The sequence below is a fragment of the Mesorhizobium sp. M0618 genome (genome assembly GCF_040320765.1).
Classification (GTDB): Bacteria; Pseudomonadota; Alphaproteobacteria; order Rhizobiales; family Rhizobiaceae; genus Mesorhizobium.
Genome location: NZ_JAMYQH010000016.1, coordinates 32,718 through 54,851 on the forward strand (window position 1 = coordinate 32,718; position 22,134 = coordinate 54,851).

At 63.1% G+C, this 22,134-nt stretch carries 16 protein-coding genes; 8 read left to right on the forward strand and 8 right to left on the reverse strand.

Features of this window, described 5'->3' with window-relative positions; genetic code table 11:
- The first annotated feature begins 111 nt into the window (after positions 1–111).
- Both NKJ04_RS18095 and ppa read left to right on the forward strand, forming a co-directional pair.
- Entirely contained in the window at positions 112–618 is a 507-nt protein-coding gene (locus tag NKJ04_RS18095; RefSeq protein ID WP_023811720.1) for a GNAT family N-acetyltransferase, read from the forward strand.
- 113 nt (positions 619–731) lie between these two features.
- Positions 732–1,265: an inorganic diphosphatase gene (ppa, locus tag NKJ04_RS18100; protein ID WP_013528997.1), complete on the forward strand. Its 534-nt coding sequence runs from the start codon at positions 732–734 to the stop codon at positions 1,263–1,265.
- 320 nt (positions 1,266–1,585) lie between these two features.
- On the opposite strand, the gene NKJ04_RS18105 is transcribed toward ppa, so the two are convergent.
- Positions 1,586–2,179: a hypothetical protein gene (locus NKJ04_RS18105; RefSeq protein ID WP_023811721.1), complete on the reverse strand. Its 594-nt coding sequence runs from the start codon at positions 2,177–2,179 to the stop codon at positions 1,586–1,588.
- A gap of 45 nt (positions 2,180–2,224) precedes the next feature.
- Positions 2,225–2,842: a TetR/AcrR family transcriptional regulator gene (locus tag NKJ04_RS18110; protein ID WP_023811722.1), complete on the reverse strand. Its 618-nt coding sequence runs from the start codon at positions 2,840–2,842 to the stop codon at positions 2,225–2,227.
- Between the two features lie 72 nt (positions 2,843–2,914).
- Between NKJ04_RS18110 and NKJ04_RS18115 the strand changes: the two genes are divergently transcribed.
- Both NKJ04_RS18115 and NKJ04_RS18120 read left to right on the forward strand, forming a co-directional pair.
- Complete coding sequence (locus NKJ04_RS18115) at positions 2,915–4,198, forward strand: MFS transporter (RefSeq protein ID WP_352676976.1); 1,284 nt, start codon at positions 2,915–2,917, stop codon at positions 4,196–4,198.
- A gap of 180 nt (positions 4,199–4,378) precedes the next feature.
- Entirely contained in the window at positions 4,379–5,953 is a 1,575-nt protein-coding gene (locus tag NKJ04_RS18120) for an alkaline phosphatase D family protein (RefSeq protein ID WP_352676978.1), read from the forward strand.
- Between the two features lie 85 nt (positions 5,954–6,038).
- Here the strand turns inward: NKJ04_RS18120 and NKJ04_RS18125 are convergent, their stop codons facing one another.
- A complete protein-coding gene (locus NKJ04_RS18125) occupies positions 6,039–6,320 on the reverse strand; it encodes a hypothetical protein (protein WP_245486184.1) in 282 nt (93 codons plus the stop codon).
- 197 nt (positions 6,321–6,517) lie between these two features.
- Here NKJ04_RS18125 and typA point away from each other — a divergent pair, with 197 nt between their 5' ends.
- Entirely contained in the window at positions 6,518–8,347 is a 1,830-nt protein-coding gene (gene typA, locus NKJ04_RS18130) for a translational GTPase TypA (protein ID WP_128304081.1), read from the forward strand.
- Between the two features lie 62 nt (positions 8,348–8,409).
- On the opposite strand, the gene NKJ04_RS18135 is transcribed toward typA, so the two are convergent.
- The gene (locus NKJ04_RS18135) at positions 8,410–9,036 is read right to left on the reverse strand and encodes a DUF1062 domain-containing protein (RefSeq protein ID WP_128304080.1); all 627 of its coding nucleotides are present in this window, start codon (positions 9,034–9,036) and stop codon (positions 8,410–8,412) included.
- A 395-nt stretch (positions 9,037–9,431) separates the two neighbouring features.
- On the opposite strand from NKJ04_RS18135, the gene NKJ04_RS18140 reads away from it, so the two are divergent.
- The gene (locus NKJ04_RS18140; RefSeq protein ID WP_023811728.1) at positions 9,432–10,046 is read left to right on the forward strand and encodes a LysE family translocator; all 615 of its coding nucleotides are present in this window, start codon (positions 9,432–9,434) and stop codon (positions 10,044–10,046) included.
- Between the two features lie 4 nt (positions 10,047–10,050).
- Here NKJ04_RS18140 and NKJ04_RS18145 read toward each other — a convergent pair whose 3' ends face one another.
- Positions 10,051–10,374, reverse strand: a complete 324-nt coding sequence (locus NKJ04_RS18145) for a YciI family protein (RefSeq protein WP_023811729.1) — start codon at positions 10,372–10,374, stop codon at positions 10,051–10,053.
- Between the two features lie 136 nt (positions 10,375–10,510).
- Positions 10,511–11,074 carry a peroxidase-related enzyme gene (locus tag NKJ04_RS18150; protein WP_023811730.1) on the reverse strand — a complete coding sequence of 188 codons (564 nt, stop codon included), beginning with the start codon at positions 11,072–11,074 and terminating at the stop codon, positions 10,511–10,513.
- Positions 11,075–11,210: 136 nt separating this feature from the next.
- On the opposite strand from NKJ04_RS18150, the gene NKJ04_RS18155 reads away from it, so the two are divergent.
- Positions 11,211–16,001, forward strand: a complete 4,791-nt coding sequence (locus tag NKJ04_RS18155; RefSeq protein WP_352676981.1) for an NAD-glutamate dehydrogenase — start codon at positions 11,211–11,213, stop codon at positions 15,999–16,001.
- An 84-nt stretch (positions 16,002–16,085) separates the two neighbouring features.
- On the opposite strand, the gene NKJ04_RS18160 is transcribed toward NKJ04_RS18155, so the two are convergent.
- On the reverse strand, positions 16,086–18,230 hold the full coding sequence (locus NKJ04_RS18160; protein ID WP_352676983.1) for a TonB-dependent siderophore receptor: 2,145 nt from the start codon (positions 18,228–18,230) through the stop codon (positions 16,086–16,088).
- Positions 18,231–18,583: 353 nt separating this feature from the next.
- On the opposite strand from NKJ04_RS18160, the gene NKJ04_RS18165 reads away from it, so the two are divergent.
- Entirely contained in the window at positions 18,584–19,960 is a 1,377-nt protein-coding gene (locus NKJ04_RS18165; RefSeq protein WP_352676984.1) for an MFS transporter, read from the forward strand.
- 255 nt (positions 19,961–20,215) lie between these two features.
- Here the strand turns inward: NKJ04_RS18165 and purH are convergent, their stop codons facing one another.
- Positions 20,216–21,832: a bifunctional phosphoribosylaminoimidazolecarboxamide formyltransferase/IMP cyclohydrolase gene (purH, locus tag NKJ04_RS18170; RefSeq protein ID WP_352676986.1), complete on the reverse strand. Its 1,617-nt coding sequence runs from the start codon at positions 21,830–21,832 to the stop codon at positions 20,216–20,218.
- Positions 21,833–22,134: the final 302 nt, after the last annotated feature.

The following is a 22,134-nucleotide window of genomic DNA, read 5'->3' on the forward strand; positions in this document are numbered from 1 at the left end:
CCAGTGAAGCTTCGAGGGCCCTGTCTTAGGTGGTGACCGCCTGTGAGAAAGCAGCCGGCGGGCCGCCGGGACTCTTGCAATCGGGCGATGCGGGTTTATGGTTAACAAATCATGAATACGCTGACGATCGACATCCGGAAAGCCGACCCGCGCGATGCCAGTGCCATCGCCGAGGTGCATCTGGAGGCCTGGCGCGGCGCCTATTCCGGCATCATTCCGCACCGTACCCTGACATCGATGATCAACCGCCGCGGCACCGACTGGTGGGCGAATGCGATTCGCCGCGCCGCCACCGTCCTGGTGGTCGAGATCGGCGGCAAGATCGCCGGCTATGCGACGATCGGCAAGAACCGCGCCCGCGAATTGCGCCAGCAAGGCGAAATCTACGAATTGTACCTGCGCCCGGAATATCAGGGCATCGGGCTCGGCAGCCGCCTGTTCGCGGCAGCCAGGGCGCGTCTGGCCGATCACGGGTTGAAAGGCATGGTGGTGTGGGCGCTGGAGGACAACCAGAACGCGCTTGCCTTCTATGCCGGCGCCGGCGGCCGCGACGTTGCGGAAGGCGTCGAGATATTCGAGCAGAAGGCGCTCAAGAAGGTCGCTTTCGTCTGGGAATGACAGCCCGGCTTTTCGGCCGCCCGCCTCTTCCGATCGCACCCAGCACCATTCGCCGCATTGCACCATGGCGCGCCGCCCGCTATCGATCGTCCATCGAGAGAGGGATTTAAGCCATGCGCATCGAAGCCATAGCCAGCGGAAAGAACCCGCCTGAGGACGTCAACGTCATCATCGAGGTGCCGATCGGCGGCGAGCCGATCAAGTATGAGATGGACAAGGAAGCCGGCACGCTGTTCGTCGACCGCTTCCTGCACACCTCGATGCGCTACCCCGGCAATTACGGCTTCGTGCCGCACACGCTGTCGGGCGACGGCGATCCGATCGACGTGCTGGTCTGCAACACGCGCGCCCTGGTGCCGGGCTGCGTCATCAACGTCAGGCCTATCGGCGTGCTGATCATGGAAGACAATGCCGGCCAGGATGAGAAGATCATCGCCGTGCCGTCGCCGAAACTGACGCTGCGCTACGAGAACGTTACCGAATACACCCAGCTGCCCGACATCACGCGCCAGCAGGTGCAGCACTTCTTCGAGCACTACAAGGATCTCGAGCCCGGCAAATGGGTCAAGATCGAAGGCTGGCACGATTCCAAATATGCCAAGAAGATGATCGTCGACGCGATCGAGCGGGCCAAGGCGAGCAAGTAGCTGGGCTTAGGCTCTGCGGAGCATCAACCTCGCAGGGCCTAGGCCTCGCGAGGCCCCGCGACTTCGTCATACCAGGGCGGAGCAGCCGCGAAGCGGCGTCGCGGAGACCCTGGTATCCATGCCGTGACGCTCGGTGACGTGAGCGGCGGGACAAAATTCTGCGCCGCTGCGGCGGTGTTGATGTCGCGGCATGGACCCTCGGGTCTGCGCTGCGTCGCTACGCTCCTTGCTGCGCCCGTGGATGACGAAGTCAAAGGCGTTCGGTCAATCCCAACGTGTGCGACCTGCATGTGGCAGAAGTTCCGTGCTAAGCAACTGATCTAGTTATCCACCCGGCCGAAAGCCGGCACGTTGCCGATGACAGTGCGCCTGTCCTTGCCACAGGCGAAGGTCCGTGCCTTGCCGTCGGCAAGCTTGCGCGCCTGATCGTTGGCGGTGGGATTGCCCGTGGCCAGCACCAGGCCGACGGTGCAGCCGTCGCGGGCGTCCATCTGGCCGACCTTGGCGACGAGCAGCACCTCGGTCGGCTTTTTCTCGTCCTCGGGATTGCTGATCGAGCGGCGATGGATGGCGGCATAGGGCACTGCCGTGTCGCCCTTGGTTTCGATGCGCCATTCGATCTTGGCTCCGGACGAATTGAAGCCGGAAAAGCTTTCCCAGACCGTCGTCATGTCGCCGCCGGGCGGAAAGCCGTAGAACAGCGATTCACGCGCGTCGTCATAGGCGATCAGTACGGGATAGCCGCGATAGCCCGAACAGGCAAGTTCGGCCCAGTCGCCGTCGCCTTCTTCTGCCTGCGCGTAGGTCACGCAGTCCGTTTTCGAATCCAGATCGGTGTAGGCGCTGGAAATGCCGTCGGCTTGCGCCGCCTGACCGAGACCGACCAGAACAAGCGGGATCAGAATGGCACGCATGGCGGTCAATCTCCGTTGCAAGCCGCTGCAGCGTAGCGTCAAACGCTATTTCTTCAAGCTCGCTTCAATCAGCAGGTCGGCATTGCGGGCAACCGCCTGGGCCGGGCCGCCGAGCCCGAACAGCTGGCCGCTGATATAGGCGCCCTCGATCAGCAGCAGCAGGCCGTCGCCGAGCGTGTCAGGGTCTTGCGCGCCCATCGCGGCCGCCATGGCGCGCAGCCGGCGGCGCAGTTCCTGCTTGTTGGCCTCGCTGACCACGCGGGCCGGATGGCTGTGGTCGGGATATTCGACCGCCGCATTGGTCATGCCGCAGCCGCGATAATCCGCCACTTGCGTGCGCTTGCCGATGCGGGTCAGAAAAGCCTTGATCTGTGCGCGCGGCTCGCCGGGATGAGCGGCGACCGCCTCGTCGAAACGCTCCCAATATTCAAGATCGTACTGCCTGAGATAGGAGGCGGCCAGTTCATCCTTGGACGGAAAGCTGCGATAGAGGCTGGGCTTGGTGACGCCGGCACGTTTGACGATCTCGTCGACGCCTATCGCCCTGATGCCGCGCCGGTAGAACAGGTCATAGGCCACATCGAGGATCTTCTTGGCTGCTTTCGGCGGCGCCGACGCATGACCGTCGCTGATGGTCAGATCAATATTTTTGTCCGTTGGCATCGTGTGGCTCGATTGACAATGTTACCGATCGGTACGTATACATACTCCACCTGCAACGTACCGGTCAGTAACATGATAGCTCAATCCCGCCCATTTGGCCAGCGCTACGCTTTCGTCGTGGTCGGCGTCATCTTCCTTAGCCTGCTGGTCGCGGCCGGTCTGCGGTCCGCTCCCTCTGTCATGATGCTGCCGCTGGAGACCAGTTTCGGCTGGCGGCGCGACATCATCTCGCTGGCCGCAGGTGTCGGCATCCTGCTTTACGGCCTGACGGGGCCATTTGCCGCGGCCCTGATGGAGCGCATCGGGCTGCGCCGCACATTGCTGGCCTCGCTGGTGGTGATGTCGGGCTCCACGGCGCTCAGCTTGCTGATGACCAAGCCGTGGCATTTGTTCATCACTTGGGGCGTGTTCTCGGGCATTGGTTCCGGCGCTGTCGCCAGCGTGCTCGGCGCGACCATCGTCAACCGCTGGTTCAAGACCAATCGCGGCCTTGTCATGGGATTGATGTCGGCTTCCAGCGCCTCGGGCATGCTGGTGTTCCTGCCGCTGATCGCCGCTCTGGCGCAGTCGGGCGGCTGGCAGCCGGTTGTCATCGCGGTCGCGATCGCGACCGCTGCCCTGATACCGCTGGTCTGGCTGCTGGTGCCGGAGCGGCCGGCATCGATCGGCATGGTGCGCTACGGCGCCGAGGCTGACGACGTGCCGCCCACTCCGCCTGCGTCACAGGGCAATTTTCTTGCGCATACGTTCTCGACGCTGCGCCGTGCCGCCGGCACGCGGGTGTTCTGGTATCTGTTCGCCACCTTCTTCGTCTGCGGCTTCACCACCAACGGGCTGGTCGGCACGCATCTTATCGCGTTCTGCGGCGACATGGGCATCGGCGAAGTGCAGGCCGCCGGTCTGCTGTCGATGATGGGCATTTTCGACCTGATCGGCACGACGTTGTCGGGCTGGCTCACCGACCGCTTCGATCCGCGTAAGCTGCTCGGCGTCTATTATGGCATTCGTGGCCTGTCGCTGATCTATCTGCCCTATTCCGGCTTCTCGGCGACCAGCTTGATCATCTTCGCTGTGCTCTATGGTCTCGACTGGATCGCCACCGTGCCGCCGACGCTGCGGCTCGCCAACGAGGCGTTCGGCGACCGCAGCGGGCCGATCGTGTTCGGCTGGATCGTCGCCGGGCACCAGATCGGTGCGGCCGCTGCCGCCGCCTTTGGCGGCACCATGCGCGAGTTGCAGGGCAATTACGAACTGGCGTTCCTGATCGCCGGCATGACGGCAATCGCCGCCGCCTGTATCTCGCTCCTGATCAACACCAGCAAGCCGGCGTTCGATCCGGAGCCGCAAGCGGCTTAGGGAGAGGCGCTACCGGCCAAGCTGCAATCTCCCCCCTCGTGGGGGAGATCGGCAGCTTTGCCGTCCGCGCAAACGCCCACCCGCCTGTTAATCGTCAGAAAACCTTCATCATCCCGATATGCGCCTGAAACATTGACGCTGGATTTTGGTGGCACCGTTCAAGCCATCCAGGAGACAGCCATGAACAAGCTTTCGATGACCCGCCGCGCTTTTGTCACTTCCGCCGGCGCCGTTGGCCTGGCCGGCGTTTCCAGCCTGGCGCTGCCCTACTATTCGCGTGCCAATCAGCGGCCTTCCTTCACCCATGGCGTTCAGTCCGGCGATGTCGACGCAACCAGCGGCATGGTGTGGACGCGCACCGATCGCCCGTCGCGCGTCATGTTCGAAGTGTCGTCAACGGAGAATTTCGCCAATGCGACACGCCTGGCGCCGCTCGATACGTCGCCGGCCAGCGATTACACGGTCAAGCGGCTGCTCACCGACCTCGCTTCCGATCAGGATATCTTCTACCGCATGACATCGGCCGATCTCGCCGACATCAACGCCGTTTCGGAGCCGATCACCGGCCGTTTCAGGACGGCGCCAGCCTCGAAGCGCGACATCCGCTTTGCCTGGTCCGGCGACACCGCCGGCCAGGGCTGGGGCATCGACGAGACCGGCATGAAGACTTACGCCACGATCGGCAAGCACACGCCCGACTTCTTCCTGCATTCGGGCGACACCATCTATGCCGACGGCGCCATGAAGGACGAGGTCGACCTGCCCGGCGGCGGCAAGTGGAAGAACGTCGTGCTGATCGACGGCAAGCGCAAAGTCGCCGAGACGCTGGATGAATACCGGGACCAGTGGAAATACAACATGATGGACAGGAACGTGCTCGGCCTGAGCGCCATCTGCCCGACTTTCTACCAGTGGGACGACCATGAAGTGCTGAACAACTGGTCGGATTCCAAGGATCTCAGCGCCGACAGCCGCTACACGGAAAAATCCATCCACGTGCTGGCGGCCCGCGCGGCGCGGGCTTTCCACGAGATGACGACGATCCGCTACGAACCTTCCGAGCCCGGCCGCGTCTATCGCAAGATCGCTTATGGGCCGCTGCTCGACGTGTTCTTCCTCGACATGCGCTCCTATCGCGGCCCCAATGGTCCCGACATGCAGGATGAGATGACGCCGCAATCGCGCATGCTCGGCGAACAGCAGACGAAATGGCTGAAGCGCGAACTGGCGAATTCGAAGGCGACCTGGAAAATCATCGCCGCCGACATGCCGCTCGGCCTCATCGTGTGGGACGACGGCGCCAAGAAGGTCGGCGCCGAGGCGGTCAGCAATGGCGACAATGGCTTGCCAAAAGGGCGCGAGCTCGAGATCGCCGACCTGCTGCGCTTCATAAAGAATGCCGGCATCAGCAACACCGTCTGGCTCACCGCCGACGTGCATTACACGGCCGCGCATTATTACAACCCGGACAAGGCGCAGTTCCAGGAGTTCAATCCGTTCTGGGAATTCGTCTCAGGTCCGATCCATGCCGGCACGTTCGGTCCCAACGATTTCGACATGACGTTCGGTCCGGAGCTGAAGTTCATCAAGGCGCCGACCGCCGAACAGGGACAGAACCTGCCGCCCTCGGCCGGTCTGCAATTCTTCGGGCTGGTCGATATCTCAGGCGCCAGCGAGCAGATGACGGTGCGGCTGATGGATCGCGACGACAACGAACTCTACAAGGTGACGCTCGACCCGGTCCGCTCGGCATAAGCGCGCTTTCTCCTCCCCCTTGTGGGGAGGGTCGGCGCGGCGGCTTCGCAAAGCGAAGCTGGCAAGACGGGGCGGGAAGCGCCGACTAGTCCGGGTAGCAGACCATGGGGATATTCGGCCAGATGGCGCTGTCGCAGTTGGCGGTGTCCTGCCGCTGCTTGAAAGCGGCGCTGACCGGGCCGGTCACCATCGGGTCGACGCCGTCTGGTGCGTCGGCGAAAATCTGCTCGGCCGACTGTGCCTCCGACGGCAAGGCAGGCCGTGATTCCTTCATCGTCGCCGCCGACTGCGCGGCGTTGGCGGCCAGCAGGACGGCGAAGGCAACGGACGCGATGAGCGGCCAGAATCGGTTGAGTTTATCGGTCATGACGTTTGAACTGCCCGGGCCCCAAAGGGTTCCCGCCTTGGTTAACAAAATCATCTCACACGCAGATGCTTAAGATTTGATGAGTATTTGGTGACGCTCCTCCTCTTTCGCAACTGCGAAAAACCCTGTATGAGCCGCGCAACCGAAAGAGGCAGCGCCTTTTGGCCTGCTGCCTGCAACGCTTCCGAGACCAGAACATGAAAATCCGTAATATCGCGATCATCGCGCACGTCGACCATGGAAAGACCACCCTGGTCGACCAGCTTTTGAAGCAGTCCGGCTCCTTCCGAGACAATCAGCGCGTCGCCGAGCGCGCCATGGATTCCAACGACCTCGAAAAGGAACGCGGCATCACCATCCTGGCCAAGGCGACTTCGGTCGACTGGAAGGATACCCGCATCAACATCGTCGACACCCCCGGCCACGCCGATTTTGGCGGTGAGGTCGAACGCATCCTGTCGATGGTGGACTCAGCCATCGTGCTGGTCGACGCAGCCGAAGGGCCGATGCCGCAAACCAAGTTCGTCGTCGGCAAGGCGCTCAAGGTCGGCCTGAAGCCGATCGTCGTCATCAACAAGATCGACCGTCCGGACGCCCGTCATGTCGAGGTGGTCAACGAGGTGTTCGATCTTTTCGCCGCGCTCGACGCCACCGACGAGCAACTCGACTTCCCGATTCTGTACGGTTCAGGCCGCGATGGCTGGGTTTCGGAAAATCCGGAAGGACCGAAGGACCAGCAACTGGCGCCGCTGTTCGACCTCGTCATCAAGCATGTGCCGGAGCCGACCGTTCATCCAGGCCCGTTCCGCATGATCGGCACCATCCTGGAAGCCAATCCGTTCCTCGGCCGCATCATCACCGGCCGCATCGAGAGCGGCACGCTGAAGGCCAACCAGCCGGTCAAGGTGCTGCACCATGACGGCACCCAGATCGAAACCGGCCGTATTTCCAAGATACTGGCCTTCCGCGGCCTCGAGCGCCAGCCGATCGAAGAAGCGCAGGCGGGCGACATCGTCGCCATTGCCGGCCTGTCGAAGGGCACCGTCGCCGACACGTTCTGCGACCTGAGCGTGAGCGAACCGCTGCATGCGCAGCCGATAGATCCGCCGACCGTGACCATGTCGTTCCTCGTCAACGACAGTCCGCTGGCCGGCACCGAAGGCGACAAGGTGACCAGCCGCGTCATCCGCGACCGCCTGCTGCGCGAAGCCGAAGGCAATGTCGCGCTGAAGATCGAGGAATCGCCTGACAAGGATTCGTTCTTCGTCTCCGGCCGCGGCGAATTGCAACTGGCCGTGCTGATCGAGACGATGCGCCGCGAGGGTTTCGAGATTGCCGTGTCGCGTCCGCGCGTCGTCATGCAGAAGGCCGAGAATGGCGACCTGCTCGAGCCGGTCGAAGAAGTCGTCATCGACGTCGACGAGGAGCATGCCGGCGTCGTCGTGCAGAAGATGTCCGAGCGCAAGGCCGAGATGGTCGAACTGCGCCCATCCGGCGGCAACCGCCAACGCATCGTCTTCCACGCGCCGACCCGTGGCCTGATCGGCTATCAGTCGGAACTGTTGACCGACACGCGCGGCACCGCCGTGATGAACCGGCTTTTCCATGCCTATGAGCCCTACAAGGGCGAATTGCCGGGCCGCACCAATGGCGTGCTGATTTCCAACGAGCAGGGCGAGGCGGTGGCCTACGCCATGTGGAACCTGGAAGACCGCGGTCCGATGGTCATCGATCCCGGCGTCAAGGTCTATCAGGGCATGATCATCGGCATCCACTCCAGAGACAACGATCTCGAAGTGAACGTGCTCAAGGGCAAGAAGCTGACCAACATCCGCGCCGCCGGCAAGGATGAGGCCGTGAAGCTGACGCCGCCGATCCGCATGACGCTGGAGAAGGCTCTGGCCTGGATCCAGGACGACGAGCTGGTCGAGGTGACGCCGAAGACGATCCGTCTGCGCAAGCTCTATCTCGATCCGAACGAGCGCAAGCGCTTCGAGAAGTCGGCCAAGGCGGTCGGCGCGGCGTAAGCTCTCTACATTTTCCAACAATCGAGAGGGGCGGAGCAACCAGTGTTCCGCCCCTTCTTCGTTCACTCACCGGCAGCCGCGATGATGGCCTGCCGATCGGTCTCGCCGGCCAGATCGATGCGGATCGCGATTCCCGCGCGGGCCGGCTTGCGCAGGGCCTTTGCTCCATCCGGGTCAACGATGAGCAGCCGCTTCTCCTCCAGTGCCTGAAGCCGTGATCGCGAGATGCCAAGTTCGCCGGCGAGCAGCCGGTCGAGTCGCAGCGATGTCGGCATTTCGAGCCCAAGCTGGATTTCCAACACGGTCGCGGCTTCCCTGGTGTCGCCGAGCCTGCGCTTGTGAACGCTGACATCGGAGAACTCCTCGACGCGCCCGATCCGGTTGCGCAACGCGATTACATCGAAGGCATGACGATGAGCGAGTGCAGGATCGTTGCTTTCGAGTGCCGCCAGCAGCGCCGGGTCGATGTCGCGGCGGTTGCAGCGCTCGAAAATGCCGAAATTCCAGGAGTTGTCGCAGTCGATGCAGCGATAGATCAGCCACACGTCGATGCGTTTGCCATTGGCGTTGACGCGGAATTTCCCGCTGCTGCAATAGGCCTTCACAGTGCCGCAGCGATTGCAGTTGATGAGCGGCCGAGGTGGGGTTTTGGGTGCGATCGTCCAATGGATACGCAGTGGTCCAGACATGCCGATAAGCCCTTCCCGTCGGGAAGTTCATCAGGCCGGCGATGTCGAGATGCCCATGCGGGCACGGCGTGGCGAGAAGCTGCGGTTTTTGGAAATCGGGTGTCACGGGCAAAAGCCGCGCGACGCGGTTCAGCAGTGCCAAACCGGTCTCGAACCGCCGCCCAGAAGAACACATGGAAAACGAAAACAGACACCGCGAACGCGGTGTCATGCTTGTGTCGGGGGAGTTGGCGAGACCGGCGGTTACGTAGGCAAAGTGAAGCTCGAAATTGTTTCGCGGCGGCCTTTCTAGCCGCGAGATGCTGGACCGACAAGGGTCTTTTGTCGGTGCTACCGCAGCCGAGCCACTTGCGCTAATATCCGAAATCGAAGGTTTTCAACCAGGGACCCTGGCCATGCACCTCACCTCGCTGCTCATCTTCGCCGCCGCTTTGTTCGTTGCCGCCGGCTCGCCCGGGCCATCGATCGCGGCGCTTGTCGCGCGCGTCATCTCGAAGGGCTTTCGCGACGTGTTCCCGTTCCTGCTCGCCATGTGGATCGGCGAGGGCATCTGGCTGTCGCTGGCGGTGTTCGGGCTGGCTGTCGTGGCGCAGACCTTCCATTTCGCCTTCGTCGTGGTGAAGTGGGCCGGCGTTGCCTATCTCGCTTATCTCGCCTGGAAGATGTGGACCGCCCCTGTCGACGCGAAAGAGGGCGAGATGCCGCGCGAGGATTCTCCGGCAAAGCTGTTCTTTGCCGGCATGGCGGTGACGCTCGGCAATCCCAAGATCATGATGTTCTACCTGGCGCTGCTGCCGACCATCATCGACCTCGCTTCGGTCAGCATCGTCGGCTGGGTCGAACTGACGGCGACCATGGCCGTGGTGCTGGTCGCCATCGATCTCGCCTGGGTGCTCGCCGCTTCGCAGGCGCGCAAGCTTTTGAAGAGCAAGCGCGCCATGAAGATCGCCAACCGTGTCAGCGCGACGACGATGGCCGGCGCGGCGGCCGCGATCGCGGCGCGGTCCTAACCCGTCACATCATTTCAATGATCGGCGCGATTTCGACGCTGAAACCCGGATCCATCAGGATCGGGCAATCCTTGGCCTTGGCGACGGCTTCGTCGATGTCTTTCGCTTCGACGATCGTGTAGCCCGCGGTCGGATTGCTGCCGCCATTGTTCTCGACCTTGCCGCCGGGCAGCACCATCTTCGACATGCCGACCGGATTGCCGCCGTCGACCACGGCCGAGCCGAGCTTGCCGTACCAGCCGTTCCAGGCGTCCATTGCGGCTTTCCGCTCGGCCTCGTCGGTCGGCATCTTGCCCGAGCCATGATAGACGTAGAGATACTTCGCCATGTTCTCCTCCCTTGGTGAGCGGCATCGAACCGGCATGCGGTCATGCCGCCTGCCGATCATCGGACCAAACCGGCAAACAAGCAACGAGAATGCGAAACTGCTAATATAACGCTCGACCTGGCCCAGCTGCCGCGCCTCACCGCGCCATGGCGTGGTATTCGTCGTTCGGCCGCATATCGATTGCCGCAGCCACCCGGTTCGACATGTTGAAGAAGGCTGATGTCGAGGCGATGTCCCAGATGTCACGGTCGGTGAAGCCGGCCTTGCGAAGGGTGGCCCGATCGGCCTCGACGATCTTAGCCGGTTCTTCCGTCAGCTTGACGGCGAATTCGAGCATTGCGGTCTGCTTGGGCGAAAGATCGGCGGCGCGGAAATTCATCACCATCATTTCGCCGAGCGCCGGGTCGCCGGACAGCTGGCGCACCGCCGCGCCATGCGCGGTCAGGCAATAGTAGCAATGATTGATCGAGGAGACGACGACCGCGATCATCTCGCGCTCCAGCTTCGAGAGGCCGGAATCACCCAGCATCAAATCGTTGTACATGTCGGTGAAAGCGCGCAGCTTCTTGTCGTCGAAGGCGTAGGCCTTGAGCACGTTGGGGACGAGGCCGAGCTTCTCCTCGCATTTGGCGAAATAGGCTTTTGTCGCGTCGCTCAGCTCTGCCTGGCCAAGGTCAAGCGCGGTGATTTTGCCGGTCATGGGTCATTTCTCCTCGTTGCGCGGCATCTTGTCGCCAAATTCCGATAATTCTTGGCAAGCCGTCAAACCTTTGTCGCCAAACAGCGGTCATCTGCTACCATAGTCGTAAAAGCATTCGACGGGAGGGACGTGCGTCATGGCCAGCGTGAAATCCGCGAGCAAGCCGAAGAAAAAAGCCACGGCAGCGACAAAAGCGGAGGAAAGGCCAGCCAGGCTTGCCGACTATCTGCTCGCCCGCGCGCCGGCTGAAGACATCGCCACCTATGAGGTGGCCGACCTCGAACGCGCTGCCGATCTCGCCGGCCAGGCAGTCGCCACTCACAGGAAAGGCGAGTGCGTCGTCGCCGTCGATGCCGATTCGGGTGTTGTGCGAGACGGCCGCCCGATGACGGTTGTCACAGTCGTCAACGACAACATGCCGTTCCTGTTCGATTCCATCCTCGGCGAGATCACCGAGACATCGGGCGAACCGACCCTGGTCACTCATCCGGTTATCGTCGTGCGCCACGGCAAGGGCGGCGTGGAAGAAATCCTCGGCGACCGCAATTTCGCCAAGGACGATGGCAGCCACGACAGGCTGAGCGTCATCCATGTCCACATCCCACGGCTGACATCCGAGCAGGCGAGCGGATTGAGCGAGCGGCTGCGCAAGATCCTTGGCCAGGTTCATGCCGCCGTTCACGACTGGAGGCCAATGCTGGCCCGCCTCGATCAGGCGATCTCGGAATTCCGCTATACGGCCGTGCCGCTCGACAAGAAGAGCGTTGCCGAGGCCCTCGCCTTCCTGGAGTGGCTGCGCGACGACAATTTCACCTTCCTTGGCATGCGCGAGTTCAAATACACCGGCGGCGAGGAAAGCGGCACGCTTGAGCGCGCCGAAAAGCCCGGCCTCGGCATCCTGTCCGACCCCGACGTGCTGGTGCTCAGGCGCGGCACCGAAGCGGTGACGACGACGCCGGAGATCCGCGCCTTCCTGCATGGGCCGGAGCCCCTGATCGTCACCAAGGCCAATGCCAAGTCTTCCGTGCACCGCCGCATCTATCTCGACTATATCGGCGTCAAGACCTACACCGCCAAGGGCACGCTCGCGGGCGAATTGCGCATCGTCGGCCTGTTCACCTCGACCGCCTACACGCGCTCGGTGATGAAGATCCCGTATCTCAGGTCAAAAGCCGAAACCATCATCGCCAAGTCCGGCTTCGACAGGCACGATCACTCCGGCAAGGCGCTGATCAACGTTTTGGAGAGCTATCCGCGCGACGAACTGTTCCAGGTGCCCGTGCCGGTCCTGAGGAAGCATGCCGCTGCCATTCTCGGCCTGGTCGAGCGGCCGCGGGTGCGGGCGCTGGTGCGCGCCGACCAGTTCGACCGCTTCGTTTCGATCCTCGTCTTTGTGCCGCGCGACCGCTACGACAGCGTCGTGCGCGAGAAGATCGGCTTCTATCTGAAGACCATGTTCGAAGGCCGGCTGTCGGCCTATTACCCGGCCTTCCCCGAAGGCGGGCTGGCGCGTGTGCACTTCATCATCGGCCGCTCCGGCGGCAAGACGCCGAAGGTCGAGCAAGCGACGATCGAGGCGGCGATCCGCGACATCGTGCGCACCTGGGAAGATGCGCTTTCCGATGCGGCGGAGGCCAATGGCGCCGACCAGGCGTTGAAGAGCATCGCCGCGCGGCTGCCGGAAAGCTACCGCGATTCGTTCAGCGCGGCGGTTGCGCTGGCAGATGCGGGGCGCATCGCCAAGATCAGCGCCGGCAATCCGATCGCCATCGACTATTATCGCCATGCCGAACAGAAGCCGCATCAGGCGGCGCTGAAGATCTATCATCACGGCAGCCCGGTGGCGCTGTCGCGCCGGGTGCCGGTGTTGGAAAACATCGGCTTCCGCGTCATCAGCGAACGCACTTTCGAGGTCGGCGACGACCAGTCCGGCCTGGTCTTCATCCACGACATGGAGCTTGAGAACAGCTACGGCAAGCCGATCGATCTGACCGATGGCGGCGCACTTTTCGAGGATGCGTTCCTCTCCGTCTGGCGCGGCGACGTCGACAATGACGGTTACAACGGCCTCGCCCAGACCGCCGGCCTGTGGTCTGGCGAGATCACCATCCTGCGCGCCTATGGCCGCTATCTGCAGCAGGTCGGTATTCCGCAAAGCCAGGATTTCATCGCCGCCGCGCTCAATCGCTATCCCGACATAGCGCGGGGCCTGCATGCGCTGTTCATCGCCCGGCTTGGCCCGACAGCCGAGACCGAAGGCGTGGTGGCGGCAAAGCACCTCAAGGCCAAGATCAAGGATGCGCTGGAGGATGTGCCGAACATCGACGACGACACCATCATCCGGCGCTACCTCAATCTGATCGAAGCCTCGCTGCGCACCAATCATTTCGTTGCCGATACGAAGGCGAAAGGCCAGTCGCTGGCGATCAAGCTCGATTCGCATGCGGTAGAAGGATTGCCGGCGCCGCGGCCCTGGCGGGAGATCTTCGTCTACGGTTCCGAGGTCGAGGGCCTGCATCTGCGCTTCGGCCCGGTGGCGCGCGGCGGTCTGCGCTGGTCGGACCGCGCCCAGGACTACCGCACCGAGGTGCTTGGCCTGGTCAAGGCGCAGCAGGTCAAGAATGCCGTCATCGTGCCGGTCGGCGCCAAGGGCGGCTTCTATCCGAAGAAGCTGCCGATGAGCGCCGGCCGTGACGCCATCTTCGAGGCCGGCACCTCGGCCTACAAGAACTTCGTCTCCAGCCTGCTGTCGATCACCGACAATATCGGTCTCGACGGTGTCATCCCGCCGGCCGGCGTCATCAGACGCGACCCGGACGATCCGTATTTCGTGGTTGCCGCCGACAAGGGCACGGCGACTTTCTCCGACACCGCCAACGCGATCTCGGAGAAGCACGGCTTCTGGCTCGACGACGCCTTCGCCAGCGGCGGCTCGGCCGGCTACGACCACAAGAAGATGGGCATCACCGCCAAGGGCGCCTGGGAAGCGGTCAAGCGGCATTTCCGCGAGATCAACCGCGATATCCAGACCTCGTCCTTCACCGTCGTCGGTGTCGGCGACATGTCGGGCGACGTGTTCGGCAACGGCATGCTTTTGTCGCCGAAAACCCGGCTGATCGCCGCCTTCGACCATCGCGACATCTTCATCGACCCCGATCCCGATATGGCAGCCTCGATGGCCGAGCGCGAGCGCATGTTCGCGCTGCCGCGTTCGAGCTGGCAGGACTATGACAAGACGAAACTGTCGGAAGGCGGCATCATCGTCTCGCGCAACCAGAAGTCGATCACCTTGCCGTCGGCGGCGGCGGCGGCGATCGGCCTGGCCAAGATCACCGCCACGCCGGTCGAGATCATGACCGCCATCCTCAAGGCGCCGGTCGATCTTCTGTGGTTCGGCGGCATCGGCACCTATTTGCGGGCATCGACCGAGACCAATGCCGAGGTCGGCGACCGCGCCAACGATGCCATTCGCATCACCGCGCTCGACGTGCGCGCCAAGGTGATCGGCGAGGGCGCCAATCTCGGCGTCACGCAGCGGGCGCGCATCGAGTTCGGCCTAAATGGCGGCCGCTGCAATTCCGACGCCATCGACAATTCGGGCGGCGTCAACTGTTCCGACGTCGAGGTCAACATCAAGATCGCGCTGGCGTCCGCCATGCGCAAGGGGTCGTTGACGCGCCCGGCACGCAACAAGCTGCTGGCCGAGATGACCGACGAGGTCGGTTCGCTGGTGCTGTCCAACAACTACCAGCAGACGCTGGCGCTTTCGATCGCCCGCAAGCGCGGCCTCGCCGACATCGCGCATCAGAGCCGGTTCATGACGGCGCTGGAGGCGCGTGGCCTGCTCGACCGCGCTGTGGAGACGCTGCCGTCGCCGTCAGCGCTCGCCGAGCGCGAAGCACGTGGCGAACCGCTGACCAGGGCCGAACTTGGCGTGCTGCTCGCCTATGCCAAGATCGTGCTGTTTTCCGACATCGTCGCCAGCGACGTGCCTGATGACGCGCATTTCGATCGCGACCTGATGGGCTACTTCCCGGACCGGATGGCGAAGCAATACGCCACTGAGATCCATGGCCACCGGCTGCGCCGCGAGATCATCACGCGCGTCGTCGCCAACGATCTGGTCAATCGCGGCGGCCCATCCTTCGTCAACCGGCTGCAGGAAGCCACGGGGCGCACCGCCGCTGACGTGGTGCGGACCTTCGCCTTGGTGCGCGACGGTTTTGCACTGCCGGCGCTCTATCGCGAGATCGATGCGCTCGACAACCAGATCGACGGCCAGGTGCAGCTCGATCTCTATCAGATGGTCAGCCGGCTGATCTATGTGACCAGCGGCTGGTATCTGAAGAACGATGCCGGCACGGCACCGCTTGGCCAGCGCATCGCCGCGCTGCAGGACGCACGCAAGGCGCTGGAACCCAAGCTCGTTTCGCTGCTGCCGGCTTTCTCGCGCGAGCGCATCGAGGAGAAGCGGCACGGGCTGTTCAAGAGCGGCGCGCCGGAAGGGCTGGCCGGGCAACTGGCGCTCAGCGAGGTGGCGGAACTTATCCCCGACATCGCGCTGACGGCGCGCACCGCCGGCGCCGATATCGTCGCCGCGGCCAAGGCGTTCTTCGCCGTCAGCGATGCCTTCCGCATCCCGCGTGTCGAGGACGCCGCACGCTCGATCACGCCTTCGGACTACTATGATCAACTGGCGCTGTCGCGCGCCACCGACACGATCGGCGCGGCACGGCGCGGCATCGCGGTGGCGGCACTCACCGGCCACGCCAAGACGGCCGATCCGGTGGTTGCCTGGCTGGACGCCGGCGGCGAGCGGGTGGCGCGCATCCGCGAGCGGCTGCAGGCACTGACCGAGGGCGGCGACATCACCGTGTCGCGGCTGTCGGTGGCGTCGGGGCTGATGAGCGATCTGACGGGGATGTGAACCGCCGACGATCACCACACGCATCACCGGATGCGTGTGGCTCTTTTCGAATGCCATCCGCTTCGAAACCTGCGTTCAAAAAGCTCACCAGGAATGTTTGAGCGTGCCGACGATTTTCAGCCGGTCGCCGTAAAATTCGGTTCCGTAATAGCTGGTTGTCAAATACTTCCGGTCGAACAGGTTCGTTGCGTTCAGGGCCAACGTCACGTCCTTGGTCATCTTGTAGCTGATCGCCGCATCCACCAGTGCGTAGCCGCCAATCGAAGTCGTGTTCGCGTCATCCCCGTAGGTTTGCCCGATATAGCGCACGCCACCGCCGATGGTCAGGTCGCCACGCCGTCCTTCCTCGGGAAGCGTATAATCAACCCAGGCCGACGCCAGGTGGCGAGGAACACGCTGCGGCCGATTGCCGGCATTACCGCCAATGCCGTCTTCCAGGATCTCGGCATCCCAGTAGGAATAGGCAAGCGTCAGGTTCAGGTTTTCCGCGATGGCAGCCTTGCCCTCGAGTTCGATGCCGCGGACGCCGACCTTGCCGATCTGCTGCTGGACAACAGGCGTGACATAGGTCGGAACATTGGTTTGGGTAAGGTCGAAGACCGCGGCCGTGAACAGGCCGTCGAAGCCGTCGGGCTTGTACTTGATGCCTGCCTCATACTGCTTGCCCTCTTGAGGCTTCAGCGAACCCGAGACCGCATATCCGTTGGCACTTGGCGCCACGAGCGGCTGGAAGCTTTCCGAATAGTTGGCGTAGACCGCGAGGTTCGGGGTGAATTTGTAGGTCAGGCCGGCGCGCTTGGTGAAGGCGGGTGCCGTGTCATCGTCCTGCGTTCCCGAGTCGAGATAGTCCGCCGTCGTATGCACGCGGTCCCAGCGCCCGCCCAGGGTGACGATCCAGCGGTCGTCAAACGTCAATTGCTCCTGGGCATAGACACCGACCGCCTGTTGCTTGACCCGCCAGTTCACGTAGGGGCCGAGATTGATGCAGGACAGACCGCAATAGGTCGGATTGTTGATGTCGACGGGACCGGCGGTGCCGAAGAGGATGTTTTCGCGGGTGTTGTCGTTGGCGTAGTCGATGCCGACAAGCGTCTTGCTGTCGATCCCGTCCCAGCCCGTATCGTATTGCAACTGATTGTCGAAGGCATAGCGGTTGGACACGCCATCGACGGAAAATGCCGTGCGGTCCGCCGTGGGGTCAAGCGACGCGCCGTAGACCTCGGCGTAGTCGAGGCTCAAATGCGTGTAGCGGGCATTGGAGCGGAGGGTGAGGTTCTCGTTAAACTCGTGCTCGAATTGGTAGCCGATATCGACCTGCTCCGTGTTGAAGCGGTTGAAATCCGGCTCGCCCAGGAATGTGCCGACGTCGATATTGCCGCCAGCCGGGGTGCCGCGTGCGCCTGTCCCATCTCGCTTGTAATAGTCAGTCAGGATGGTGAGCGACGTTCCTTCCTCGGGCTTGATGGTCAACGCGGGCGCGATGTAAAGCCGATCGTCGTTGGAATAATCCCATCCTTGATCGCCATCCTTGGCCAGCCCGGTGAGCCGATAGGTCCACACGCCATCGGGGTCGATCGGTCCGCCAAAATCAACGCCAACCTCCTTGGTACCGTCGCCATAGGACGTGTAAATCTCCCCCTGCTTCTGGTCCAGCGGCCGCTTGGTGATGGCATTGACCAGTCCGCCAGGGCCGTTGAGACCAAAAAGCGTCGATGTCGATCCCTTCAGGACCTCCACGCGCTGAAGTCCGTAAGGCTCGAGACGGCTGGCCGTGAACCAAGCGGGGATGCGCGCCGTGAGACCATCGCGATAAGTACCGAGCGATGTCTGGTCGAAACCGCGGATACGAATATAGTCGTATCGGTCATCATTGCCGAACTCGTCGGTGAGGACGCTGGATGTGTAGGCCACGGCCTGCTGGAGGCTTTCGACATGGCGTGCCTCCAGCTCCTTCTGGGTTACAACTGAAACCGAGGCGGGGACGTCGACGATGGGCGTATCGGTCTTCGTGCCGGTCGCCGTATCCTCGGCGACGATCGTTTGATCGGGCCCGACAACGCGGTCCGACTTGCCGGTGACGACGATCGTTTCCAGTTGAGTTGCATCGTCCGGCGAAACGTCCTGGGCCCGGCCGGCTCCCATCGCTCCAAAAGATGCCGCTATCAAGGCACTGCTCGCAATCAATCGCCTTGCCTGAGTGCGCAACAACGCCTGTCGACCAATCGTCATCTCTTATTCCCTGTCAGACCAATATCGAGCCGTTCGACCGGTGACTTTCCGGCCCTGCGCGAGCGCAATTAGTCAAACCGGATAAAAGGAGTCAACTTAATAATCAAGAAATTCGCGACGGCGGCAATCGCTGCGAAGCAGGGGGTGGAGGACGGTGCCGGACCTTCGGTCCGACTTCCCTCACGAGAAAAAATAAGGGCTTGGCCCGCGCCGCGGACGAAAGCCAATTGCTGGGTTTTCCAACAATGAACCCCGGGCAGGGGCAAGGGACGGCACCAAGCTTCGTTCATTGCATGAGCGCATGAAACATGCAGACATGGCGCCCGACACGGAACCGGTGCCGGGGGATCATCATGACGGTAGAGACAGTGCAGCGTGCGTCCGGGCGCGGCATCTGGGGATGGATGCTGTTCGACTGGGCGGCGCAGCCGTTCTTCACCGTCGTCACCACCTTCATCTTCGGGCCTTATTTCGTGTCGCGGATGGCGAGCGATCCGGAAACCGGGCAAGCGGCCTGGGGCTACGGCATTGCCGCGGCCGGCCTTGTCATTGCAGTGCTGTCGCCCATCCTCGGCTCGATCGCCGACCAGACCGGACCGCGCAAGCCTTGGATCGCATTCTTTGCCGCGGTCAAGATCACCTGCCTTTGCCTGCTTTGGTTCGCGGCCCCCGGTTCGAACCTTTTCCTGGTCGTGTTCTTCTTCTCCCTGGCGTCGGTCGCGGCCGAGTTTTCGACGGTGTTCAACGACTCGATGATGCCGCGCCTGGTGCCGAAGAGCGAGATCGGCAGGATCTCCAACATGGCCTGGGGCCTTGGCTATCTCGGCGGCATGATCGCGCTGATCTTCGTCGTCGCCTGCCTGGCCGGTTCGCCGGAGACCGGCAAGACGATCATCGGCATCGACCCGCTGTTCGGGCTCGACCCGAAGCTCGGCGAGGACGCGCGCGCAACCGGGCCTTTGTCAGCCGGCTGGTACTTCCTGTTCATCCTGCCGATGTTCTTTTTCACCCCCGACGCCATCAAGGGCCTGCCGATCGGTCCGGCTGTCCGAGAGGGGTTGGCGGAGCTGAAAGTGACATTGGGCGAGGTGCGTAAGCGCAGCGGTATCTTCCGCTTTCTGGTCGCCCGCATGATCTATCAGGACGGCGTCAACGCGCTGCTGGCGTTGGGCGGCACTTTCGCCGCTGCGATGTTCCACTGGTCGATCACCGAAATTGGTATTTTCGGCATCATTCTCAATGTCGTCGCCATCTTCGGCTGTCTGGTCGCAGCCCGTCTCGACACGGCGCTTGGCTCAAAAACCATCGTCATGATCTCGCTGGTCCTGCTCAGCATCGCCACGATCGGCATCGTCTCGACCGGGCCGGGCTATACTTTGTTCGGCCTCTGGATGATGCCTGGACCGGACAGCGGCGGCCTGTTCGGCACGGCAGCGGAAAAGGCCTACATCTTCTTCGGCCTGTTGATCGGTGTGGCTTTCGGGCCGGTGCAGGCGTCGTCGCGGTCCTATATGGCGCGCAGCGTCACGGCGGCAGAATCCGGCCGCTATTTCGGCATTTATGCGCTGGCCGGGCGGGCGACCAGTTTCCTGGCGCCGTTCATGGTCGCGTCGGTCACCCTGGCCAGCGGCTCGGCGCGGCTCGGCATGGCGGTGATCGTGCTGTTCCTGGGCATCGGCATGGCGATCCTGGTCAAGACGCCCTATCCGGCGGACCGGCCGGTGGATTGACTTTACCCTCCCCCTTGTGGGGGTGAGCAGCCGGTTCGCGAAGCGAATTCATCGTGCCAGTGGCACGATGAAAGGCCGGTGAACGCCGGGACGCTGCGAAGCAGCGGGGACCCGGCCCGGCGACTGGTCATTCAGAATTCAGCCCCGAGCCCTTCGCAGGCTTAGGGCGTTCGAAGCTCGAAAAGCCAAGCAATTGGCTTTTCGTTCGCTGCGCGAACCGCTTCTCACCCCCACAAAGGGGGAGGGTAAAAGCAGCTAATGGCGGAAATGCCTGACGCCCGTAAACACCATGGCGATGCCGTGCTCGTCGGCGGCGGCGATGACGTCCCTGTCGTTCATCGAGCCACCCGGCTGGATGACGGCGGTGGCGCCGGCGGCGATTGCCGACAGTAAGCCATCGGCGAAGGGGAAGAAGGCGTCGGAGGCGACCACCGAGCCCTTGGTCAGCGGTTCGGCGAGGCCGGCGGCCTCGGCGGCGTCGAGTGCCTTGCGGGCGGCGATGCGTGAGGAATCGACCCGGCTCATCTGGCCGGCGCCAATGCCGACGGTGGCGCCGTCCCTGACGTAGACGATGGCGTTGGACTTGACGTGCTTGGCGATGCGGAAGGCGAATTTCAGGTCGGCCATTTCGGCCGGCGTCGGTGCCCGTGTGGTCACCACTTTCAGTTCGAGGTCGTCGACGACGGCGTTGTCCCGGCCCTGGATGAGCAGACCGCCGGCGACGGATTTGACCGTCGTGCCCGGCGTGCGCGGGTCCGGCAGCCCACCGGTGACCAGCAGGCGCAAATTCTTCTTCCCCGCCACGATGGCCGCTGCCTCATCGGTGGCGCCGGGCGCGATAATCACCTCGGTGAAGGTTTTTACGATCTCTTCCGCCGCCTCGGCGTCGAGGGTGCGGTTGACGGCGATGATGCCGCCGAAGGCCGAGACCGGGTCGCAGGCCAGCGCCTTGGCGTAGGCGGCTTTCAGCGAGGCGCCTTCGGCAACGCCGCACGGATTGGCGTGCTTGATGATGGCGACGGCGGCGGAAAGGTCGGGGTCGAACTCGCCGACCAATTCGAAAGCGGCGTCGGTGTCGTTGATGTTGTTGTAGGATAGCTGCTTGCCCTGCAGCTGGCGCGCCGTGGCGACGCCCGGGCGCTTGTCGCCGTCGACGTAGAAGCCGGCGCTCTGATGCGGGTTCTCGCCATAGCGCATCACCTCGACCAGCCTGCCGCCAAAGGCGCGCCATGTCGGATGTTCGATCTCGAGCGCCTCGGCGAACCAGCCGGAGATCGCCGCGTCATAGCTGGCGGTGCGGGCAAAGGCCTTGGCCGCCAGCTTCTTGCGGAAATCCAGCGACAGCGAGCCGATGTTCATCTCCAGCGCATTCAGCACCGAAGCGTAATCGCCGGGATCGGTGATGATGGCGACATAGGCGTGGTTCTTGGCCGAGGCGCGGATCATCGCCGGGCCGCCAATGTCGATGTTTTCGACGATCGACGCGTAATCGGCGCCGGAGCGGCGGACCTCCTCGAACGGATAGAGATTGGAGACGACGAGATCGATCGGCTCGATGCCGTATTTGCGCATTGCCGCGGAATGCTCCGGATCGTCGCGCACGCCAAGCAGCGCGCCATGCACGCCGGGATGCAAGGTCTTGACGCGGCCGTCCATGATCTCGGGGAAACCGGTGAGCTCGGAGACGTCGCGCACCGCCAGGCCCGCCTCGGTGATCGCTTTTGCCGTGCCGCCGGTCGAGACCAGTTCGACACCGGCCGCTGCCAGCGCTTTGGCGAAATCGATGAGGCCCGTCTTGTCGAAAACGGAGAGCAGGGCGCGACGCACGGGAACAAGGTCTGGTGCGGGAATGTTCTTGGCGGCGACGGCCATGGGCTGGCGGCCTTTCACGACTGGTGTGGTGGATGCCCGCGCCCGTAGCACATGCCGCCCGGAAATCAAACCGGCGGTCAGGTGGAGCAAGGCAACGAATCCGTGTTAACGGGTTTCTTCGGAGACTTCGCAGGCGCGTTGGCTGACGGAGCACCAACGAAAAAACCCGCCTATGCGGCGGGCCACTGGCGCAAACCGGCACCATAGGCAAAAATGTACCATAGCTGAGGGCACGGAGTCAAGAAAAAATTCCTATCTTGGGAAAGCTGCCGGCACAAAAGCTGCCGATGCCCCGAGCTGGT

Excerpts from the sequence above, each read along its gene's own strand:
- NKJ04_RS18105 (WP_023811721.1), bottom strand. The coding sequence starts at position 2,179 with ATGCGTGCCATTCTGATCCCGCTTGTTCTGGTCGGTCTCGGTCAGGCG.
- NKJ04_RS18115 (WP_352676976.1), top strand. The coding sequence starts at position 2,915 with ATGATAGCTCAATCCCGCCCATTTGGCCAGCGCTACGCTTTCGTCGTG.
- NKJ04_RS18145 (WP_023811729.1), bottom strand. The coding sequence starts at position 10,374 with ATGGCGAAGTATCTCTACGTCTATCATGGCTCGGGCAAGATGCCGACC.
- purH (WP_352676986.1), bottom strand. The coding sequence starts at position 21,832 with ATGGCCGTCGCCGCCAAGAACATTCCCGCACCAGACCTTGTTCCCGTG.
- NKJ04_RS18125 (WP_245486184.1), bottom strand. The coding sequence starts at position 6,320 with ATGACCGATAAACTCAACCGATTCTGGCCGCTCATCGCGTCCGTTGCC.
- NKJ04_RS18140 (WP_023811728.1), top strand. The coding sequence starts at position 9,432 with ATGCACCTCACCTCGCTGCTCATCTTCGCCGCCGCTTTGTTCGTTGCC.
- NKJ04_RS18165 (WP_352676984.1), top strand. The coding sequence starts at position 18,584 with ATGACGGTAGAGACAGTGCAGCGTGCGTCCGGGCGCGGCATCTGGGGA.
- NKJ04_RS18150 (WP_023811730.1), bottom strand. The coding sequence starts at position 11,074 with ATGACCGGCAAAATCACCGCGCTTGACCTTGGCCAGGCAGAGCTGAGC.
- NKJ04_RS18095 (WP_023811720.1), top strand. The coding sequence starts at position 112 with ATGAATACGCTGACGATCGACATCCGGAAAGCCGACCCGCGCGATGCC.
- ppa (WP_013528997.1), top strand. The coding sequence starts at position 732 with ATGCGCATCGAAGCCATAGCCAGCGGAAAGAACCCGCCTGAGGACGTC.
- typA (WP_128304081.1), top strand. The coding sequence starts at position 6,518 with ATGAAAATCCGTAATATCGCGATCATCGCGCACGTCGACCATGGAAAG.
- NKJ04_RS18120 (WP_352676978.1), top strand. The coding sequence starts at position 4,379 with ATGAACAAGCTTTCGATGACCCGCCGCGCTTTTGTCACTTCCGCCGGC.
- NKJ04_RS18155 (WP_352676981.1), top strand. The coding sequence starts at position 11,211 with ATGGCCAGCGTGAAATCCGCGAGCAAGCCGAAGAAAAAAGCCACGGCA.
- NKJ04_RS18160 (WP_352676983.1), bottom strand. The coding sequence starts at position 18,230 with ATGACGATTGGTCGACAGGCGTTGTTGCGCACTCAGGCAAGGCGATTG.
- NKJ04_RS18110 (WP_023811722.1), bottom strand. The coding sequence starts at position 2,842 with ATGCCAACGGACAAAAATATTGATCTGACCATCAGCGACGGTCATGCG.
- NKJ04_RS18135 (WP_128304080.1), bottom strand. The coding sequence starts at position 9,036 with ATGTCTGGACCACTGCGTATCCATTGGACGATCGCACCCAAAACCCCA.